This window comes from Parapusillimonas sp. JC17 (genome assembly GCF_052180245.1).
In the GTDB taxonomy this organism is placed as follows: Bacteria; Pseudomonadota; Gammaproteobacteria; order Burkholderiales; family Burkholderiaceae_B; genus Parapusillimonas.
The window spans coordinates 916,063-932,023 of sequence record NZ_CP197474.1 but is presented as its reverse complement, the minus strand read 5'-3'; the positions used below and the strand labels follow the sequence as shown (position 1 = coordinate 932,023).

Below are 15,961 nucleotides of genomic sequence, written 5' to 3'. Positions count from 1 at the left end.
CTTGCTGCATCCTCGCACAACCCTGATGAGAGGCATGCCATGACCAATCCCGCCGACAAGACGAAAAGCGACCAGCCCCCGGAAACCCGCCGGTCTTCTTTCGAGAAAGAAACCACCGAGAAAGAGCATGAGAAGGTGAAAGAGTCCGTCCAAGGGAAACACCGTTCCTGGATGAATGCGCCCGTGGACCCCAATTCCCCCAACACGAAAGTGAATTTTCCGCCGGGCATCGAGCCGGAGGACGCAGCGGACCCCGGACGAGCAACGCCCGGCGCCCCACCCGTGGACAATCGGTCGGGTACCCGGTCCAAATAGAGGGAGGGGTCAGACCCCGTACGGGGTCTGACCCCAAAGCCCACCGACCGAGGGGTCGGACCCCGCATGGGGTCTGACCCCAAAACCCATGTACCGGGGGACAGACCCCGCATGGGGTGTGTCCCCTCCGACGGATCAGGCTTCCGCGTGGATGGAAGGGATCAGACCCCGTGCGGGGTCTGATCCCGCGGGCGGGTGCGGGCGTACCCGCGCCATTGCCTGCTGCCATATCGGCGGGCTGCCAATATGGCGAATCAGATGATCGGAGAACGCCCGCAGCTTCAGGCTGGCGCGCGGAAGCGCACGCAGCAGGTAGATACCGGTTTCAGGCTGGGGGATCAAGTCGTCCAGCTGGAGTTCGACCACCCTGCCCGCCCCGATGACTTCTCCTATAGACCAGTCGGGCACGAGCCCGATGCCCAGGCCCTGAAGCACTGCCTGGCGGCGCGAGTCGCAATCGTTGCATTGAAATGCGAACGCCTGCTCGCAGACCTGGTCCTTGCTGAAAAGTTCGCGCCAGCCTCTCATGCTGGTTCTGTGGCCCCGGTCAATCAGGCGATGGTGGTTCAGTTCCTGGACGGTGGCGGGCGTTCCGTGCCGCAGCAGATAATCGGGCGATGCGCAGATGACATAGCGCTGGCTGGCGATGGTTTGGCTGATGAGCGAGCTATCGGGTTGCTGCCCGACCCTCAGCACCGCATCCACGCGATCGACGACGGGGTCGACGATGCGCTCCGTCAATTCCAGCTCTACGCAGAGCTTGGGATATTGTTCGAAAAGACTTGAAAGATGCGGCACGACATGCCGTCGTCCGAAAGCCGGCAGACAGCTGACGCGCAACACGCCTGTCACGTTACGCTCCATTGAAATGAGCTCGTCGCGCGCGTCGGCCATGTCTTGCAGAATCTTCACCGCGCGCTCGAACAGCAGCTCTCCGGCATCCGTCAATACCAGGGCACGCGTCGACCGGGTAAACAGGCATATGCCCAACTCGGCCTCGAGCGCGTCGATCTGGCGCGACACGGACGACGCCGCCATGCCCATGCCCCGCGCCACGGCCGAAAAGCTGCGTGCCTGGGCGACCTGTACAAACACCGACATGTGCTCGGAGAATTTTTCCGTTTCCATTTATGCGTACCCTGCAAAAGCATTTTGCGTTTAGATGGGATTGTGCGGCTAATCTACCCAATACTAGACTACATATTCTTTTTTATCTTCGCAAAATTCACAAAAATAGACAAGCTGCTCCGCTACAGCCATGCAGTCATGTCGCATTCGCCCGGAGGCACTATCCATGTCCGCAACAATTCACTCCACAACCAGCACCCCGTCCGTTCGCAACAAGCTTCCCGGCCAACTGCTCCGGGCGGCCGCCGCCATCGGCATGGGCCTGGCTTGCGGCGCCAATGCCTTGGCTCAGGACTATCCCGCCAAGCAAGTCATCGTCGTCGTGCCTTTTGCACCAGGCGGCACCGTCGACAATGTGGCGCGCCAAGTGCAAGAGGAGCTGAGCGCCCGGCTGAAACAGACCGTGATCGTTGAAAACCGCGGCGGTGCCGGCGGCACCATCGGCACGGGCACCGTCGCCAAGGCGCAGCCGGACGGCTATCGCGTCGGCATGGTGTTCGATTCGTACGCGACGGAAGCCCACATCTACCCCAGCCTGGCTTACTCGCCTTCCAAGGACTTGACCGGCGTGTCCTACATGGTGCGCTCCCCCATGGTCCTCGTCGTGCCCGCCTCGTCGGCCTATAAAACCCTGCAGGACTATATCAACGCGTCAAAAACGCCGGACACCGTGTCATACGCCTCGGTAGGCGCGGGCAGCTCGAACCATCTGGCCGCCGAACTGTTCCATGAAACCGCCGGGACCAGCGCCCTGCATACCCCGTACAAGGGCGGCGGCCCCGCCATGACGGATTTGATGGGCGCGCATGTTGATTCGATGATCGCCAGCCTCCCCCTGGTGCTGCCCCACGTGCAGGCAGGCAAGCTGCGCGCTTTGGGCGTAACCTCGAAAACGCGAGCTGCCCAGTTGCCGGATGTCCCGGCAATCGCCGACACCTTCAAGGATTTCGAAATCTATTCATGGGTGGGCATGATCGCTCCAGCCCAGACGCCCGCAGCCGTCCTCAAGCGTCTGAGCGACGACGTCAACGCAACGCTGAAGACGCCCGCAATCGCCGCCCGGCTGAATGAGGGCGGGTTCGAAGTCGTGGCCGGCAGCCCGGATCAAATGAATGCCCTGATCAACAGCGAATCCGAACGGTGGGGCCGCTTGATCGCCGACAAGAAAATCGGCCAGCAATAAACTCCGCTCCGCCGCCAATACTCCATATTTCGATTGAAGGCCATGAAGCATTTCGTCTACACCAGCCAGCCCCAACGTGTTCTCTTCGGACCGGGAAGCATCCGGAACCTGAATGAAGAAGCCCAGGGTCTGGGCATCACAAGAGCTCTGGTGCTCAGCACCGGACCCCAACGCGACCAGGCGGAGTTCGCGGCGGATCTCCTGGGCGCCAATGCGGCGGGCATCTTCGATGCGGCCCGCATGCACGTACCGGTCGAAACCGTCCGTGCGGCATTGGCGCAAGGCCATGAAATGAAGGCGGACGGGCTGGTATCGATCGGCGGCGGCTCGACCGTAGGCCTGGCGAAAGCCATTGCACTGGAAACCGGCCTGCCCATCCTGGCCGTACCGACGACATACGCCGGATCGGAAATGACCTCCATCTACGGCATGACGGACGGCGGCCTGAAACAAACCGGCCGGGATCCCCGCGTGCTGCCCCGCACGGTCATCTATGACCCGGACCTGACGCATGCGCTTCCTGTTTCCGTCAGCATCACCAGCGGCCTGAATGCCATCGCGCATGCAGCGGAAGGGCTTTATGCGCAGGATGCCAACCCGATCATGAGCCTCATGGCGCAGGAAGGTATCGGCGCCGTGGCACGGGGCTTGTCATTGATACGTGCCGACGCCAATGATCGTGAAGGCCGCGATCAGGCGCTTTATGGGGCCTGGCTGTGCGGAACCGTGCTGGGCAATGTTGGCATGGCCTTGCATCACAAGCTCTGCCACACTCTGGGCGGCAGCTTCAACCTTCCGCACGCGGAAACGCATACGGTCGTTCTTCCACACGCCATGGCCTACAACGCGCCAGAAGCGAAAGAGGCAATGGCGGCCATCCAGAAAGCGCTGGGCAACACTGGCGCCTCCGCCGCAGCGAGCCTGTTCGACCTCGCCGTCAACCTGGGCGCGCCGACCACGCTGAAAGAACTCGGCATGCGCGAAGAAGACCTGGATCGCGCAGTGGATATCGCACTGGCCAATCCATACTGGAACCCGCGACCCATTGAACGCCGGCCGCTGCGGCAATTGCTGCAGAATGCTTATGAAGGGCGGCGCCCTTAACCGGACCCATGGGGTCCGACCCCTATCTCAGGACACGACAGGATCAGACCCCGAATGGGGGCTGACCCCGCGCGCTAATGCAAGCGTCGCCTGCAGGAATTCGGATCGATCGTTCTTGCGCCAGCTCAGCATGATCGGCGACGAAAAGCCTGGCTCGACGATGGGCAGATACACCACCTCGTCTCGAAACAGGCCTTGCACGGACTCCGGCACGATCGCAATGCCCACACCCGCCGCGACCAGGCCCACGGCGGTCTGCAGTTCGTTCACCTCTTTTACCCGCTCCGGCGCCGCGCCATTGCGCTGGAAAATGTCGAGGACGTGATCGGCATAGCTGGGTCGGGGACGCGCCGGATAAAGAATGAGCGTTTCGGAAAGAATATGCTCGACCGTCAAGCCAGAACGGGACGCCAGGCCGCTTTCGCGCGGTACTGCGGCGATCAGTCGCTCGTCCCACAACACCAGGCGTTCTATTTCAGGGTCGGTCAGCAGAATGCGCCCGATCCCGATATCTATACGGCCGGTCTTCAGCGCCTCGAACTGCTGGAGGGTGATCATTTCGGCCAGGCTGATTTCCACGTTGGGATCCAGCATCCTCAAGCGGCGGATAAAGCCCGGCATATATCCATAAAGGACCGAAGGAACGAAACCCACGCCGAAGCGGCGTTTTTCCTGGCGTCCGATTCTTTGCGTGGCCTGCACGGTTTCAGACAACTTCCGCATCATCAGATCCGTCTGGTCGAGAAAGTAACGGCCGGCGTCCGTCAGCCGGATGCCACGGCCGGCCCGCTCGAAGAGACTGACCCCGATTTCCTCTTCGAGCATCTTGATCTGCCGGCTGAGTGGCGGCTGTGCCATATGCAATGCCTTGGCCGCGCGTGTAAAGCTTAATTCGGCCGCAACCCGCTGAAAATACCGGATTTGCCTGAGCTCCATTTCCCATACCTTATAAGTATCGATTGAAATAAATATAGTCTTAGACAAGCTGTGACCGCAACCTGATAATCGTCACATCAATGCGATACCGGGCATGCCTCACGCAGCCGGACCGAATGTCCCGGCAGCCCCCGTATCCGCGCATCAACATCCGAATACCACAGGAGCTCATCTTGAAGCAGAATCGCCTTGCGGCAATCATCGGCACCAAAGTACTTTCCGGCGCGTCCAAGGCGGGCTTTGCCCTTGCCGGTCTGTCCATCGCCATCGGCGCAGCGCCTCAGGCCATGGCCGCGAATGCGGACAGCTATCCTGAACGCACGATTTCCTGGATCGTCCCCTTCCCGCCGGGCGGCGCCATGGACGCCATCGCACGCGTGCTCAGCGACTCCATGAGCCAGGACCTTGGCCAAAGCATAGTGGTGGAAAACAAGCCCGGCGCCGGCGGCAACATCGGCGCGACCCAAGTCGCGCGCGCCAAGCCCGACGGCTACACCATCATGATCGCCGCCAACGGCATGGCCGTGAATCCCTTCCTGTATTCAGGCCTGAAGTACGATCCCATCAAGGATTTCGAGCCGATATCGCTGTTGGCCGCAGTGCCGAACATACTCGTGACGCAAGCAAGCCGCACGGACGTCAACTCGCTGGAAGACGTCATCCGTCAAGCCAAAGAGAAACCGGGCGACTTCACATACGCGTCGGCGGGCGTAGGGACGTCGATCCATCTTGCGGGCGCGCTGTTCACCTACACAGGCAAGCTGGACATGCTGCACATCCCTTACAAGGGCAGCGGCCCGGCCGTGTCCGACCTGATGGGCGGGCAAGTCGACTACATGTTCGATAGCATCACTTCCGCCAAACCTTATATTGAAACCGGCAAGCTCAAGGCCTTGGCGATCACCACCAAGACGCGGTCCTCCGTGCTTCCCGATTTGCCCACCGTTGCCGAAAGCGGCATGGAAGGCTACGAACTGACTCCCTGGTTCGCCACCTTCGCACCGGCCGGCACACCGCCCGAGATCATTGCAAAGCTGAACCAATCCATGCTCAAGGCCATGGAGACCGACCGCGTCAAGCAGATCTTTGCAACCATCGGCGCCGAGAAGATCGGCAGCACACCCGAGGAACTTCGCAGCTACATGGCTGATGAAACCGCCAAGTGGAAGAAAGTCATCGCGGAAACCGGCATTTCCATCGATTAATTCAGCATCAAGGAATCACTATGCTTTTCATGGTTGAAATGACCGTCAATATCCCCCAGGACCTGCCTGCGGAGGTCGCCAGCGAAATCAAGGCAAAAGAGAAGGCGTATTCCCAATCCCTGCAGCGTTCCGGCAAATGGGCGCATATCTGGCGCGTGGTGGGCGAGTACAAGAACGTCAGCATCTTCGACGTTGAAAGCAACGAAGAACTGCACACCCTGCTGAGCGAACTGCCCTTGTTTCCTTACATGGACATCAGCGTCACCGCGCTGTGCCGGCATCCGTCCGCCATCTAGCGCCTATATTCGCGTCAACGAATTACTGATAGACATGAGCACCATTCGCGTCGACCAAGAAGATCTTTTTTATTCGCTCAGCGGCAAATCGGGCGCACCGGTACTGGTGCTCTCGAACTCATTGGGTACGTCACATTCGATGTGGTCGCCCCAGGAAGCACTGGGCGGCCACTTCCAGTTGCTTCGATACGACACCCGCGGGCACGGGCAATCCTCCAAGCCCACGGGGCCTTACTCGCTGGCGCAGCTGGGCCAAGACGCGCTGAGCCTGCTGGATCATCTGGGCATACGCCAAGCCGCTTTCTGCGGCATTTCGATGGGAGGACTCATCGGGCAATGGCTGGGCATCCACGCGCCGGAACGCTTTACCCACCTGATCCTCGCGAACACCGCCGCACGCATCGGTACTGAGCAGGGCTGGCGCGATCGTGCCGCGACGGTACGCGCGCAGGGCATGCGTCCGGTTGCAGAAGGCGCGGAATCGCGCTGGTTCACGCCGGAGTATGTCCAAGCCAACGCAGAGGCCGTCGCTCCTTTGCTGCAGGCATTGCATGGCGCGGACGCGGAAGGCTATGCGTCATGCTGCGACGCCCTGGCCGTCGCCGACCTGCGCGAGGACATCAGGAACATCGAAGCCCCCACACTGGTCGTCGCCGGCAGCCATGATCCGGTCACGACGCCCGACGACGCGGACTTCATGGCCGACCGCATCCCGCGCTCGACGCGCATCGACCTCCCGGCCTCCCACCTTTCCAACATCGAAGCGGCGGCGTCCTTCAATGAAGCGCTGATCGCGTTCTTGGGGTCAAATCGAAGGGGTCAGACCCCGTACGGGGTCTGACCCCGGCTCACCGAACCTGATGAACTTCGTAGGGGTCAGACCCAAGGGTCTGACCCCAATGAATGTACAGGGTCTGACCCCACCCCCCTTCACACCCGCGCGTAGTGGCGCACCTTATCCTCATCCAGCGCGATACCCAGTCCCGGTCCCTGTGGAAGCTTGAGGGTGAAATCGGTGTAATCCAGCGGCTCCGCCAGGATGTTGTCTTTCATCAGCAGAGGTCCGAAAAGCTCCGTACCCCATTCCAGCCTGCCGACGGTTGCGAACAGATGCGCCGCGGCGATGGTCGAAACCGGGCCTTCCAGCATGGTGCCGCCGTACAGGGCGATATCCGCGGCCTGAGCGATGCCCATCAGGTCCTGCGCACCGCGCAAGCCCCCGGCCTGCTCTATCTTGATGGCAAACACGTTGGCGCAATGGGCTGAGGCCAACGCGAAGCCGTCTTCGCGACCTTGCAAGGCTTCGTCGGCCATGATGGGCAGGATGCCCTGACCGCAAAGACGACCCAAGCCTGCAAGATTCTTTTCATGAATGGGTTGCTCGACCAGATCGACTCCGGCATCGGCAAGCGGACGCAGCGCCGCCATGGCCTGGCATTCCGACCAGCCCTGATTGACGTCGATGCGCACGCTGACGTCATCACCGACCGCTTTCTTGATCGCCGCAATATGCCGCAGGTCTTCCTTGAAGGATTTAAGACCTACTTTCAGCTTGAAAATATTATGCCGCCGGGTGCCCAGCATTTCCTGCGCTTCGGCGATGTCCTTGTGCGTGTCGCCGCTGGCCAGTGTCCATGCCACGCCCACCTCTTTATGCACCGCACCGCCCAGCAAGCTGCTTACCGGCACGCTCAGACGCTTGCCCAGCGCGTCGTACAACGCCGTTTCGACGGCGCTCTTGGCAAAATGATTGCTCTTCACCGCTTTGGCGATCCGGCCCATCAGCGCTCCCGGGTTATAGGCCGGCTGGCCTAGCAGCAACGGAGTGATGTAGGTATCGATATTCACCTTGATGCTTTCCGGGCTTTCGGCGCCGTAGTTCAGCCCCCCGATCGTCGTTGCTTCGCCAATGCCTTCGATGCCGTCGGAAGTCTTGAGACGGACCAGAACCATGCTCTGGTGTTCCATGACGGCGACCGAAAGCTTATGAGGCCTGATCGTGGGTATGTCGAGAATATGGGTGGTGACTTCAACTACAGTGGCATGCATTGCGATCAACTCTGGGAAATGGTGGCGATATGTTCCAAACGAGTATAGATACCGCCAAGCGACAGGTCTAATATGGATTAAGTCGCGAACCATACTCATAAGGTATCGGATCGCTTCACGACATAGTCCATGCCGTTACGCCGTTTGACGGCGGCCATCCCCGGGAGGACAATGGACGCCGCCGCAACTTCAGTCCCGGAACACATCATGAACGAGCCCGCATTGCTTGCGGAATGGATCATCGAACAGGTCTCCGACGCTCTTATCTATGCCGATCGTGAAGGCAGGATCGTGCGCTGGAACCTCGCAGCCGGCGAGCTCTTCGGCCATGGCGCGAACGATGCGCTTGGCCATAGCCTGGACCTGATCATTCCTCCGCACCTGCGTGCGGCCCACTGGGCCGGCTACGACCTGGCCATCGCCAACGGAACGACCAAGCTCCATGGACGGCCCACGCTAACCCGGGCCGCGCACAAAGATGGCCGCAAGCTTTATGTCGAAATGACTTTCGCGCTCGTCAAGGATGCTGACGGCCATGCCATCGGTTCGGTCGCCATGGCGCGCGACGTCACCGCGCGGGTGGAAAAGGAACGCGCCGCGCGCAGCGGTCATGCAACATCGCCGTAAGGGCGGAGCCGGTTCCGTCAGCCATTAGCTCTACATGGCAAGCGACGGAACCATTATCTTTGATGATGGCAGACGATCAGCTTTTAGAATTCAATAACCCACATCGGCACGAAAGTGGCTTGCGAAGGCGGCTTTTTCTTTGAAAGCTGTTTGCCGGCAGCTGTGATTGCCGTGCAGGCCCTACAGCAGAAATCGCAGATGCGCACGCGCCACGCCACATACGCCGTCGAATATACTCATCATGACACAGCGGCCAGTGCCATGTGGTATGGAGACGGATGGTGCGAAGAAAAAATAGACCGGCTATGGGCCATGGAGGTTTTCATCCGCGTCGCGGAGTGCGGCAGCTTTTCACGTGCGTCGGAATCGTTGAACCTGGCGAATGCAACGGTCAGCACATGCGTTCGGAACCTCGAGGAGTATCTGGGCGTCAATGGTCGGAACATCAGGCAGCACGGGCATGCGTTCGGTGGAACTTACCGCTATTGCCTTTACCCTGCCATCCTTGACATACGGGACCATGGAGGGGTCGGCAAACATCAGGGAGATTCTTCCTGCGATAAGGTCGGTAAGCGCCGGAGCGATTCCTTTATAGGGAACATGGACCATGCTGATACCGGCCATTTTCTCAATCAGCACCGCCGACAGATGAATGGATCCTCCGGGACCCGAAGAGCCATAGTTCAGCTTGCCAGGCTGCTGCTTCGCCAGTTCGATGAGCTCGGATATCGTGCCGGCCGGGAAATCCTTGTTCGCCAGCAACACGAGGGGCGTTGCGCTCAACTGCGTGATCCACGCCTGTTCTCGACCACTACGCTTTGGCCCATTTTTTCAGTCATGGCCTGCGCAACCAACCGCGCCAGCTGGCCTGTCCCCCCACCCGGCGCAAATCCCACCAGCAAGCGCACGGGCCGGGATGGATCGCTCCCTGCAAAGACACTGCCGCAAGCACCGGCAAACCATGGCAAAGAAAGAAACTTCAACGCAGTACGACGCGACATGTTATTCACTGGTGTCTCCGGTGCTTTATGGTTAACGGTCGTTGCACCTGCTCATCATGCACGGCATAAGCAGTAATGCGAGGCTACAGCCGCGACTGCGATTTTTATAGACGCGCAGTATAAAAACACTTTTCGTTTTTCCCGATGCAATGAAGCGCACCATGCCGCGGCAAAGCAGGGCAAAAAAGCCCCATGGGGCGTGTGGGCCGGCCCATTGAAGTCGCCTACGGCGTTCTTTTCCTCGCGTCCGACCAGCGCAGCGCGGCCGCGGTCCCCGCCAGGAGCCAGGCAAGCGGCCTCAGGAGCAAACGCAGCAGCAGCATGACGGGAAGCAGCACCAGCGTCCAGCCCAGCACCTGGACCAGTGCCGTCGGCACGCCCAGCTTTTCTGCCACGGACCCAAGCATGGAATTGATGACGCTCGGGTGCCGGATAGCAACATAAGCCAGCACTGCCGGGGCACCGTACTTCACCAGCCTGGCTCCTACCGTGGTTCCACGCCACAAGCCCGTGGCAAGCGCCGCGGATCGCTGTGAAAACGTCAGGGAGCGGCCACCCGCCGCGCCGGTCCTGCCCAATCTCAATATCTTGAAGGCGCCTACGCCGATCGCTACATCCAGCGCGGCCCATCCCACGTCGCCCATTGCAATCGCTTCGTCGCGACGCAGCTTGGTTTCAAGCCCTTTCACGCCGCCGGCAAAGAAACTATTGATGCCTTCCAGCACACGCTCCGTCTGCAGCCATCGGACTTCTCCATTCGCGTTCACCACGAATTGTCCAAGAAAGTCGTAACCCTCCGCCTTGAGGAACTGAATGGCGAACTCGCCTCGCTGCTCACTGGAGAGCGCGGCGGATGAGCCGCTTCGAGCGGACTCGTCGCCCCACCAACGCCGCATGGCACTCATCGCCGACCGGGCCGTTTCGCCAAGGCCGTGCATCAGCTCCAGCGTAAAGACTTCGTGCTCAAGAAAGTAATGAATGGGCAGAATGACGTCCTCACCGTAGCGCCTGAGCACCCCGGTAAACTCGGGCCAGTCTCCGAAAGCCAGAAGAATGGGGCGGGCCATATCGGGATAGCGCAGCAATGCCAGCCTTGCCTTGGCGATCAGTACTTCGTCATCGGCATACTCAAGGAAAAGCGCCTGCAGTTCGGCGGATTCAGCCGCCAGCTCGCCGGCCATGGCCGGCGCAGCCTGTTCCAGCTGCAAATGCATCAGTTGCACTTCCAGTGGCTTGGGTTTGGACAAGCCCGTAATCAGCAAGGCGCACAGCAAGGCCGGCAACGCAGCCCAAAACAGTGTTTTCATAGTTAGTGCGTTTAGGACTCATCCCATTGGGCCAGATGCAGCAGGACGCCTGATGGATCCCAGACATAAGTGACCAGAGCACCGTAAGACTCGTGTTTGGGCGGCACGACACGAGCGGAAGGGAAGCGGCCCGATCCGAGCAGATTTTTGATGTCCGCAAAGCAGCGGGCTGCGTCTTTCACGGACATATGCAGCATGCAGTTCTCGGCCCATTCTTTTACGTAATAGCGCTGCAGGTAGAATCCGGATCCTGCAATGCGAAACAGCGCCAGGCCTTCGTCAGACCAAGCCAATTCGCAACCAAGAGCGGAGTAGAACTCCTTGGATAGCGCGAAATCCTGCGCGGGAATGAATGTTCGGAGGTCGCTTGCGCTCTGTTCGATCAATGGGTTCTCCTACCGCAGCCTGCCAGGGGACTATGCCGGCAGTATAGTCGAACCCATATCGTCCGCGGCCTCAGTCGGGACCGGCGGCCGGTCGTTTCCAGGTGAACTTGAGATCCGCGGTCTTGCCTTGTGCAATGGCCACTTCCCTGGACTGCGTATCGCCTTCATATGTCGCGTCAAGCCGATAGGTCCCCGGTTCCAGGTTCACCAGAAAATAAGGGCCGGTCGACGTGGCGTTCAGAACCGTGCCACCCTGTGCGTTGCGCACGAGTACCTGCACATTGCCGGCATAAGGCGACGATGTGCTGCCCGCGCCGCTGACGGCGAAGGTCAATGCCAGCGCATAACTGGACCGCGCCTGCTTGAACGCGCTGGATTCTTCCTGGCCGAAGCCGCCCGTCACGTACTGGATGCCATTGGCGGTCTGCGCCGGCGGAAGCTGCGCTTGCGCGGCGCCGGCCACTGCGGCTCCAGCCAATATCAACGTCGCCAGGGCAACTGAGGAACGATTCAAGTATTTTTTCGCCATCGTGATCTCCATTTATTTCGCATTCAAATCCAGCCTCTCATGCCATTGGGCAATGGACTCTTCCGGGTAGGCCTCGAACATCTTGTCCGAAGGATGTGACTCGATCTCAACCCAGGACGCCTTGGAGTCCAGGAAAAGATGAGTATGCTCGGGCGGTATGGGCAAGGCGGTGTCGATGGCCGAGGCAAAGGGGTGAATGAGATCCGGCCATTCCGGACTGAAGAGCCACAAGGCGCTGCCACAGCGACTGCAGAAGTGGCGCTCGCCGCTGCTTGCACGCCGCTTATCGCTGTTCGGCTGCGGCAGCAGCGCATGATAAATGGAAACATGCTCGGCGCCGGCCACCTTCATGGTGCGTGCATCGGCGCTGATGTTGATCGCATATCCACCGCCGCCCTGCGTCTTGCGGCAGATGGAACAATAGCAGCGCTGGTAAGGGTAGGGATTGACGCTCTGGACTTCGAACCGTACGGCTGAGCAATGACAAGATCCTTTCAATAGCATCATGGCACCCCTTCAGTCTCGTTTCTTCTTGCCCGGGACGACCCCTTTTTCCTCCCGGCTTCCCTGTCCCTCCGGCGACGGGTCCTGCAAGAAGTTTCCAAGCAACTCGTCTTCCCAACGTGGCCGGTCGTCGGTTCCCGTCTTCTCCAAGTCGTTGTCGCGCCCCTCTGTGGCTTTGGGCTGGCTGGGCGCCCCGCCCTTCTGGCCTTGCGGCTTGTCCGTATCCATCATGCCTGCCTCTTCAAGTATGCATATCAGCGTGCAATTTGGCGGATTCGAGTTCCACCAGCCAATGGCAGCACGCCGGGAGGACAACGGCCAGCAAATAGGATGCCCACAGATAGGCTAGCTGCGCCGGGCCTGGCCCCGCGCAACCAGAGCGACGCCAAGCGCAATCAATCCCGCCCCAGGCAACAGGCCTTGCGGCGCAGCCTCGTTCTGTAAAAAAATGGCCACCGGCACGCCAACCACAGCACCCACCGATCCCAAAAGGCTCAGCAGGACCGGGCCACCGGTTTTTTGCAGCAGGAAAAGCACCAGGAATTGACCGGCAAAGACAACCGTCTGGGCGGCAATCACCAACAGCGCCGTACCCGAATCCAGCGGTATGGCGAGCGAATGGCCCGGCAGCAGGCCGGCCAGCATCAGCATGACGGCGGCGCCCAACAGCATGCCCGGCGCCAGCGCCTCGCTGGAAACACCTTCGGGCCAGCCCAGGCTTCGATACAGATTTCCTATGGCCAGCAGAATAGGACCGGCAAAAACCAGAAGAATCCAGAATACGTCCGCGTCCGGCGCAGCCAGCTGGCTTGCCCCAAGGACACCCGCACCCGCCAGCGCTGCTGCGACGCCCATTGCACGGATGGCCTGGAAACGCTCCAAGCCAAAGGCCAGCGCGCCAATGTATGTCAACAGTGGCGGCAAGGTGATGATAAGCGCCACGAAACTCGCGCCCACACGCGGAATGGCCGAGAAAAACACGAGATTCGGGCCGGCGACGCTGACCACGGCGGATATCACGTAATAACGCAGGCAGCGCCTGTCGACGGGCGGCGGGTTGCCACGCAACACCGCCATGAGCAGCAATATCAATGCAGCGCCTGTGATCGACCAAGCCAAAAACGCCAGGGGAGTCAACCCGACATGCCCGGCCAGCTTGGCAAGGTTCACCGACAGGCCCAGCAGAACCCCGCCCCCAAGCAGAAGCAGCAGAGGAAACAGACGTGAGGCTCGGCGGGGCTCGGGTGTTTGTGCATTCATGTATTGATTCCTAGGGCGTAAGCTACCGTTGGGACTTACGAAACGCAATTGTGCACGCATAAGCCACGCAACGGTATGCGGATTGCCGACTGCGGCATATACCCTTTTTCAGGAGAATCAAGATGGTCAGCAAGAATACGGTTTGCCTCTGGTATGACGGTACGGCGCTGGAGGCCGCGAAGTTCTATGCCGAAACATTTCCGGACAGCGCGGTTACCGCCGTCCATCATGCGCCCGGCGACTATCCGGATGGCAAGCAAGGCGATGTGTTGACGGTCGAATTCACCGTCATGGGCATACCGTGCCTGGGCTTGAACGGCGGCTCCGCATTCAAGCACAATGAGGCGTTTTCCTTTCAGGTTGCCACCGATGACCAGGCCGAAACGGACCGCTTGTGGAACGCAATAGTTCAAAATGGCGGGAAGGAAAGCGCCTGCGGCTGGTGCAAGGATAAATGGGGACTGTCCTGGCAGATCACGCCGCGTGCCCTGACGGCGGCGATCACCGATTCCGACCAGGCCGCAGCAAAGCGCGCCTTTGAGGCCATGATGGATATGGGAAAGATCGATATCGCGGCGATAGAGACGGCCAGGCGCGGCTGAACTGGCGGGCGCCGCTGTGCGCGCCGTCACGGCCCATCGTGGAAGGACAATTCCAGCCCCACGCGCACGCCGCGACGCACGCGGCTGATGGCGTGCTTCAGGTTGACGCGGTAATAGCCCTTGCCGCCCTTGAAAGGACGGTGCGCGGTGCTGATGATGGCGGCATCTCCCAGCCTCAGCGGCAGCACCATGGGACGCGACTGCATGCGCTGGCGTTGCTCCGTCATGACGAACTCGCCTCCCTCGAAATCCGAACTCGGCTCGGCCAGCAGGACCACGATCTGTAGCGGGAAGACATGTGCGCCTTCCTTGCGTTGATGCAAGGCCAGATAATCCGCCATGCCCAGCCGGCTCAGGTGAGAGAGCGCTCTGGCCTGGCCTGCCTCGCGACAGCGCTGAAGAAATTCGTCGAGTTCAGCCGGATAGCGATACGGCATATCCAGCGTTTCGTTCCAACGATTCGCGATGGGTGCCAGATGGCGATAGAAACCACTGCGCCAAGCCGGTAGCGGTACTGGCAGCGGGTCCTCAAAATAGAATAGATCGCCACACCCCAGGCCGCTTGAAGCCAGAGGCTCGCGACGCAGTCCGCTCGCGTCCGTGCCCAACCGGGCGATCAGGCCTTGCGCCTTCTCTCGGGACAGCAGCCCTGGCAGCAAGGCGTAGCCTTCGATGTCGAGCTGGCTGGCGATGCTTGGCCAGTCCAGCCGGTCGAACGATTGCATTGGCACGGTCAAGATCCAGCTCCTGTTAGCGATAAAAGACGGGTCTAATTCCAATGGCACGACTTCAAGAAGTGGGGGTCATGGGGTCAGACCCCGTATGGGACCTGGGCTGTGGCGGCGTCATGGGGTCAGACCCCTTATGGGGTCTGACCCCTCTATCCCGCCTTGCGAAAGGTAAAGTTGATGCGAGTGCTGCCCAGTAAAGGATGGGAACCATGCTTGAGCGGCATCACGCCGTGATATCTCAGACGGTCCTCGCCTCCCCATACCACGACGTCGCCATGATAGAGCTGCACTTTCGCCGCTTTGTCGGCCCGCTCGTGGCCTCCGAACAAAAAAATGGCCGGCATGCCGAGCGATACAGATACGATCGGAGCAGAAAAATCCCGTTCGTCCCTGTCCTGATGCAGGGACATTCTTGAGCCGGGCAGGTAGCGATTGATCAAGCAGGCGTCTGGCTCGAAGCCGGCGAAGCCCGCCGCCGCTGCGGCCTCGCGCGCGAGTCGGGCAAACGGGATGGGCATCGCCGGCCATGGTCTCGAAGTGTCGGGATCAATATCCGTATAACGGTAGCCCCGCCGGTCCGTCGTCCAGCCCAGAGCGCCGCAATTGGTCAGAGCTACGGACATGGTGAAGCCGCCCGGCGTCACCATGTTGCGAAACGGCGCAGCCGCTTCGATGCCGGAGATAGCCGGCAACAACTCATCGACATATGGCAACGCGAATCCTCGCAAGACAAAAGCTGAAGGCCCGATACGTTCGCGCCGGCCTGAATCGGCATCGTGAAAAAGATCGAGATTCATG

Annotated in this window: 20 protein-coding genes and 1 pseudogene; 9 read left to right on the top strand and 12 right to left on the bottom strand. The window is 60.4% G+C overall.

All coding sequences use genetic code 11. The features are described 5' to 3' along the window. The first annotated feature begins 39 nt into the window (after positions 1–39). Positions 40–315: a hypothetical protein gene (locus tag ACSBPU_RS04495; protein WP_442595967.1), complete on the top strand. Its 276-nt coding sequence runs from the start codon at positions 40–42 to the stop codon at positions 313–315. 135 nt (positions 316–450) lie between these two features. Here ACSBPU_RS04495 and ACSBPU_RS04490 read toward each other — a convergent pair whose 3' ends face one another. Then, positions 451–1,443 carry a LysR family transcriptional regulator gene (locus tag ACSBPU_RS04490; protein WP_442595965.1) on the bottom strand — a complete coding sequence of 331 codons (993 nt, stop codon included), beginning with the start codon at positions 1,441–1,443 and terminating at the stop codon, positions 451–453. 166 nt (positions 1,444–1,609) lie between these two features. Between ACSBPU_RS04490 and ACSBPU_RS04485 the strand changes: the two genes are divergently transcribed. Together ACSBPU_RS04485 and ACSBPU_RS04480 are read left to right on the top strand one after the other, a co-directional pair. Further along, positions 1,610–2,626: a tripartite tricarboxylate transporter substrate binding protein gene (locus tag ACSBPU_RS04485; RefSeq protein WP_442595963.1), complete on the top strand. Its 1,017-nt coding sequence runs from the start codon at positions 1,610–1,612 to the stop codon at positions 2,624–2,626. Positions 2,627–2,668: 42 nt separating this feature from the next. Further along, positions 2,669–3,730, top strand: coding sequence for a maleylacetate reductase (locus ACSBPU_RS04480; protein ID WP_442595961.1), 1,062 nt, complete (start codon positions 2,669–2,671; stop codon positions 3,728–3,730). Between the two features lie 27 nt (positions 3,731–3,757). Here the strand turns inward: ACSBPU_RS04480 and ACSBPU_RS04475 are convergent, their stop codons facing one another. Beyond that, a complete protein-coding gene (locus tag ACSBPU_RS04475; protein ID WP_442595959.1) occupies positions 3,758–4,666 on the bottom strand; it encodes a LysR family transcriptional regulator in 909 nt (302 codons plus the stop codon). A 287-nt stretch (positions 4,667–4,953) separates the two neighbouring features. Between ACSBPU_RS04475 and ACSBPU_RS04470 the strand changes: the two genes are divergently transcribed. The 3 genes from ACSBPU_RS04470 to pcaD are packed head-to-tail and all read left to right on the top strand — an operon-like array spanning position 4,954 to position 7,008. Next, a complete protein-coding gene (locus ACSBPU_RS04470; protein WP_442598552.1) occupies positions 4,954–5,871 on the top strand; it encodes a Bug family tripartite tricarboxylate transporter substrate binding protein in 918 nt (305 codons plus the stop codon). A gap of 20 nt (positions 5,872–5,891) precedes the next feature. Then, positions 5,892–6,167, top strand: coding sequence for a muconolactone Delta-isomerase (catC, locus tag ACSBPU_RS04465; protein WP_442595957.1), 276 nt, complete (start codon positions 5,892–5,894; stop codon positions 6,165–6,167). 34 nt (positions 6,168–6,201) lie between these two features. Further along, on the top strand, positions 6,202–7,008 hold the full coding sequence (gene pcaD, locus ACSBPU_RS04460) for a 3-oxoadipate enol-lactonase (protein ID WP_442595955.1): 807 nt from the start codon (positions 6,202–6,204) through the stop codon (positions 7,006–7,008). 89 nt (positions 7,009–7,097) lie between these two features. Here pcaD and ACSBPU_RS04455 read toward each other — a convergent pair whose 3' ends face one another. Then, positions 7,098–8,216, bottom strand: a complete 1,119-nt coding sequence (locus tag ACSBPU_RS04455) for a muconate/chloromuconate family cycloisomerase (protein WP_442595953.1) — start codon at positions 8,214–8,216, stop codon at positions 7,098–7,100. 207 nt (positions 8,217–8,423) lie between these two features. Here ACSBPU_RS04455 and ACSBPU_RS04450 point away from each other — a divergent pair, with 207 nt between their 5' ends. Then, positions 8,424–8,843, top strand: a complete 420-nt coding sequence (locus ACSBPU_RS04450; RefSeq protein WP_442595951.1) for a PAS domain-containing protein — start codon at positions 8,424–8,426, stop codon at positions 8,841–8,843. 198 nt (positions 8,844–9,041) lie between these two features. After that, a pseudogene (locus tag ACSBPU_RS04445) lies at positions 9,042–9,218 on the top strand (helix-turn-helix domain-containing protein); the annotation flags it as partial. Here ACSBPU_RS04445 and ACSBPU_RS04440 read toward each other — a convergent pair. From ACSBPU_RS04440 to ACSBPU_RS04410, 7 genes are all read right to left on the bottom strand, one after another. Beyond that, positions 9,195–9,608 carry a tripartite tricarboxylate transporter substrate-binding protein gene (locus ACSBPU_RS04440; protein WP_442598550.1) on the bottom strand — a complete coding sequence of 138 codons (414 nt, stop codon included), beginning with the start codon at positions 9,606–9,608 and terminating at the stop codon, positions 9,195–9,197. The pseudogene ACSBPU_RS04445 and the gene ACSBPU_RS04440 overlap by 24 nt on opposite strands. A gap of 460 nt (positions 9,609–10,068) precedes the next feature. After that, positions 10,069–11,151 carry a hypothetical protein gene (locus ACSBPU_RS04435; protein ID WP_442595949.1) on the bottom strand — a complete coding sequence of 361 codons (1,083 nt, stop codon included), beginning with the start codon at positions 11,149–11,151 and terminating at the stop codon, positions 10,069–10,071. 11 nt (positions 11,152–11,162) lie between these two features. Then, positions 11,163–11,537: a hypothetical protein gene (locus tag ACSBPU_RS04430; RefSeq protein ID WP_442595947.1), complete on the bottom strand. Its 375-nt coding sequence runs from the start codon at positions 11,535–11,537 to the stop codon at positions 11,163–11,165. A gap of 70 nt (positions 11,538–11,607) precedes the next feature. Next, complete coding sequence (locus tag ACSBPU_RS04425; RefSeq protein ID WP_442595945.1) at positions 11,608–12,066, bottom strand: carboxypeptidase-like regulatory domain-containing protein; 459 nt, start codon at positions 12,064–12,066, stop codon at positions 11,608–11,610. Positions 12,067–12,078: 12 nt separating this feature from the next. Beyond that, positions 12,079–12,570 carry a GFA family protein gene (locus ACSBPU_RS04420; protein ID WP_442598548.1) on the bottom strand — a complete coding sequence of 164 codons (492 nt, stop codon included), beginning with the start codon at positions 12,568–12,570 and terminating at the stop codon, positions 12,079–12,081. 12 nt (positions 12,571–12,582) lie between these two features. Beyond that, positions 12,583–12,801: a hypothetical protein gene (locus ACSBPU_RS04415; protein ID WP_442595943.1), complete on the bottom strand. Its 219-nt coding sequence runs from the start codon at positions 12,799–12,801 to the stop codon at positions 12,583–12,585. Between the two features lie 114 nt (positions 12,802–12,915). Further along, on the bottom strand, positions 12,916–13,830 hold the full coding sequence (locus tag ACSBPU_RS04410) for a DMT family transporter (RefSeq protein WP_442595941.1): 915 nt from the start codon (positions 13,828–13,830) through the stop codon (positions 12,916–12,918). A 122-nt stretch (positions 13,831–13,952) separates the two neighbouring features. Here ACSBPU_RS04410 and ACSBPU_RS04405 point away from each other — a divergent pair, with 122 nt between their 5' ends. Further along, positions 13,953–14,432: a VOC family protein gene (locus ACSBPU_RS04405; RefSeq protein ID WP_442595939.1), complete on the top strand. Its 480-nt coding sequence runs from the start codon at positions 13,953–13,955 to the stop codon at positions 14,430–14,432. Between the two features lie 26 nt (positions 14,433–14,458). Here the strand turns inward: ACSBPU_RS04405 and ACSBPU_RS04400 are convergent, their stop codons facing one another. Beyond that, complete coding sequence (locus tag ACSBPU_RS04400; RefSeq protein WP_442598546.1) at positions 14,459–15,157, bottom strand: 2OG-Fe(II) oxygenase; 699 nt, start codon at positions 15,155–15,157, stop codon at positions 14,459–14,461. A 155-nt stretch (positions 15,158–15,312) separates the two neighbouring features. Continuing rightward, on the bottom strand, positions 15,313–15,960 hold the full coding sequence (gene alkB / locus ACSBPU_RS04395) for a DNA oxidative demethylase AlkB (RefSeq protein ID WP_442595937.1): 648 nt from the start codon (positions 15,958–15,960) through the stop codon (positions 15,313–15,315). Position 15,961: the final 1 nt, after the last annotated feature.

Bases quoted from the DNA above. Each gene is read 5' to 3' on its own strand.
- ACSBPU_RS04480 (WP_442595961.1), top strand. From the start codon at position 2,669: ATGAAGCATTTCGTCTACACCAGCCAGCCCCAACGTGTTCTCTTCGGA.
- catC (WP_442595957.1), top strand. From the start codon at position 5,892: ATGCTTTTCATGGTTGAAATGACCGTCAATATCCCCCAGGACCTGCCT.
- ACSBPU_RS04405 (WP_442595939.1), top strand. From the start codon at position 13,953: ATGGTCAGCAAGAATACGGTTTGCCTCTGGTATGACGGTACGGCGCTG.
- ACSBPU_RS04435 (WP_442595949.1), bottom strand. From the start codon at position 11,151: ATGAAAACACTGTTTTGGGCTGCGTTGCCGGCCTTGCTGTGCGCCTTG.
- pcaD (WP_442595955.1), top strand. From the start codon at position 6,202: ATGAGCACCATTCGCGTCGACCAAGAAGATCTTTTTTATTCGCTCAGC.
- ACSBPU_RS04425 (WP_442595945.1), bottom strand. From the start codon at position 12,066: ATGGCGAAAAAATACTTGAATCGTTCCTCAGTTGCCCTGGCGACGTTG.
- ACSBPU_RS04400 (WP_442598546.1), bottom strand. From the start codon at position 15,157: ATGCAATCGTTCGACCGGCTGGACTGGCCAAGCATCGCCAGCCAGCTC.
- ACSBPU_RS04485 (WP_442595963.1), top strand. From the start codon at position 1,610: ATGTCCGCAACAATTCACTCCACAACCAGCACCCCGTCCGTTCGCAAC.
- ACSBPU_RS04410 (WP_442595941.1), bottom strand. From the start codon at position 13,830: ATGAATGCACAAACACCCGAGCCCCGCCGAGCCTCACGTCTGTTTCCT.
- ACSBPU_RS04490 (WP_442595965.1), bottom strand. From the start codon at position 1,443: ATGGAAACGGAAAAATTCTCCGAGCACATGTCGGTGTTTGTACAGGTC.
- ACSBPU_RS04455 (WP_442595953.1), bottom strand. From the start codon at position 8,216: ATGCATGCCACTGTAGTTGAAGTCACCACCCATATTCTCGACATACCC.
- ACSBPU_RS04495 (WP_442595967.1), top strand. From the start codon at position 40: ATGACCAATCCCGCCGACAAGACGAAAAGCGACCAGCCCCCGGAAACC.
- ACSBPU_RS04475 (WP_442595959.1), bottom strand. From the start codon at position 4,666: ATGGAGCTCAGGCAAATCCGGTATTTTCAGCGGGTTGCGGCCGAATTA.
- alkB (WP_442595937.1), bottom strand. From the start codon at position 15,960: ATGAATCTCGATCTTTTTCACGATGCCGATTCAGGCCGGCGCGAACGT.
- ACSBPU_RS04450 (WP_442595951.1), top strand. From the start codon at position 8,424: ATGAACGAGCCCGCATTGCTTGCGGAATGGATCATCGAACAGGTCTCC.
- ACSBPU_RS04420 (WP_442598548.1), bottom strand. From the start codon at position 12,570: ATGCTATTGAAAGGATCTTGTCATTGCTCAGCCGTACGGTTCGAAGTC.
- ACSBPU_RS04470 (WP_442598552.1), top strand. From the start codon at position 4,954: ATGGCCGCGAATGCGGACAGCTATCCTGAACGCACGATTTCCTGGATC.
- ACSBPU_RS04415 (WP_442595943.1), bottom strand. From the start codon at position 12,801: ATGATGGATACGGACAAGCCGCAAGGCCAGAAGGGCGGGGCGCCCAGC.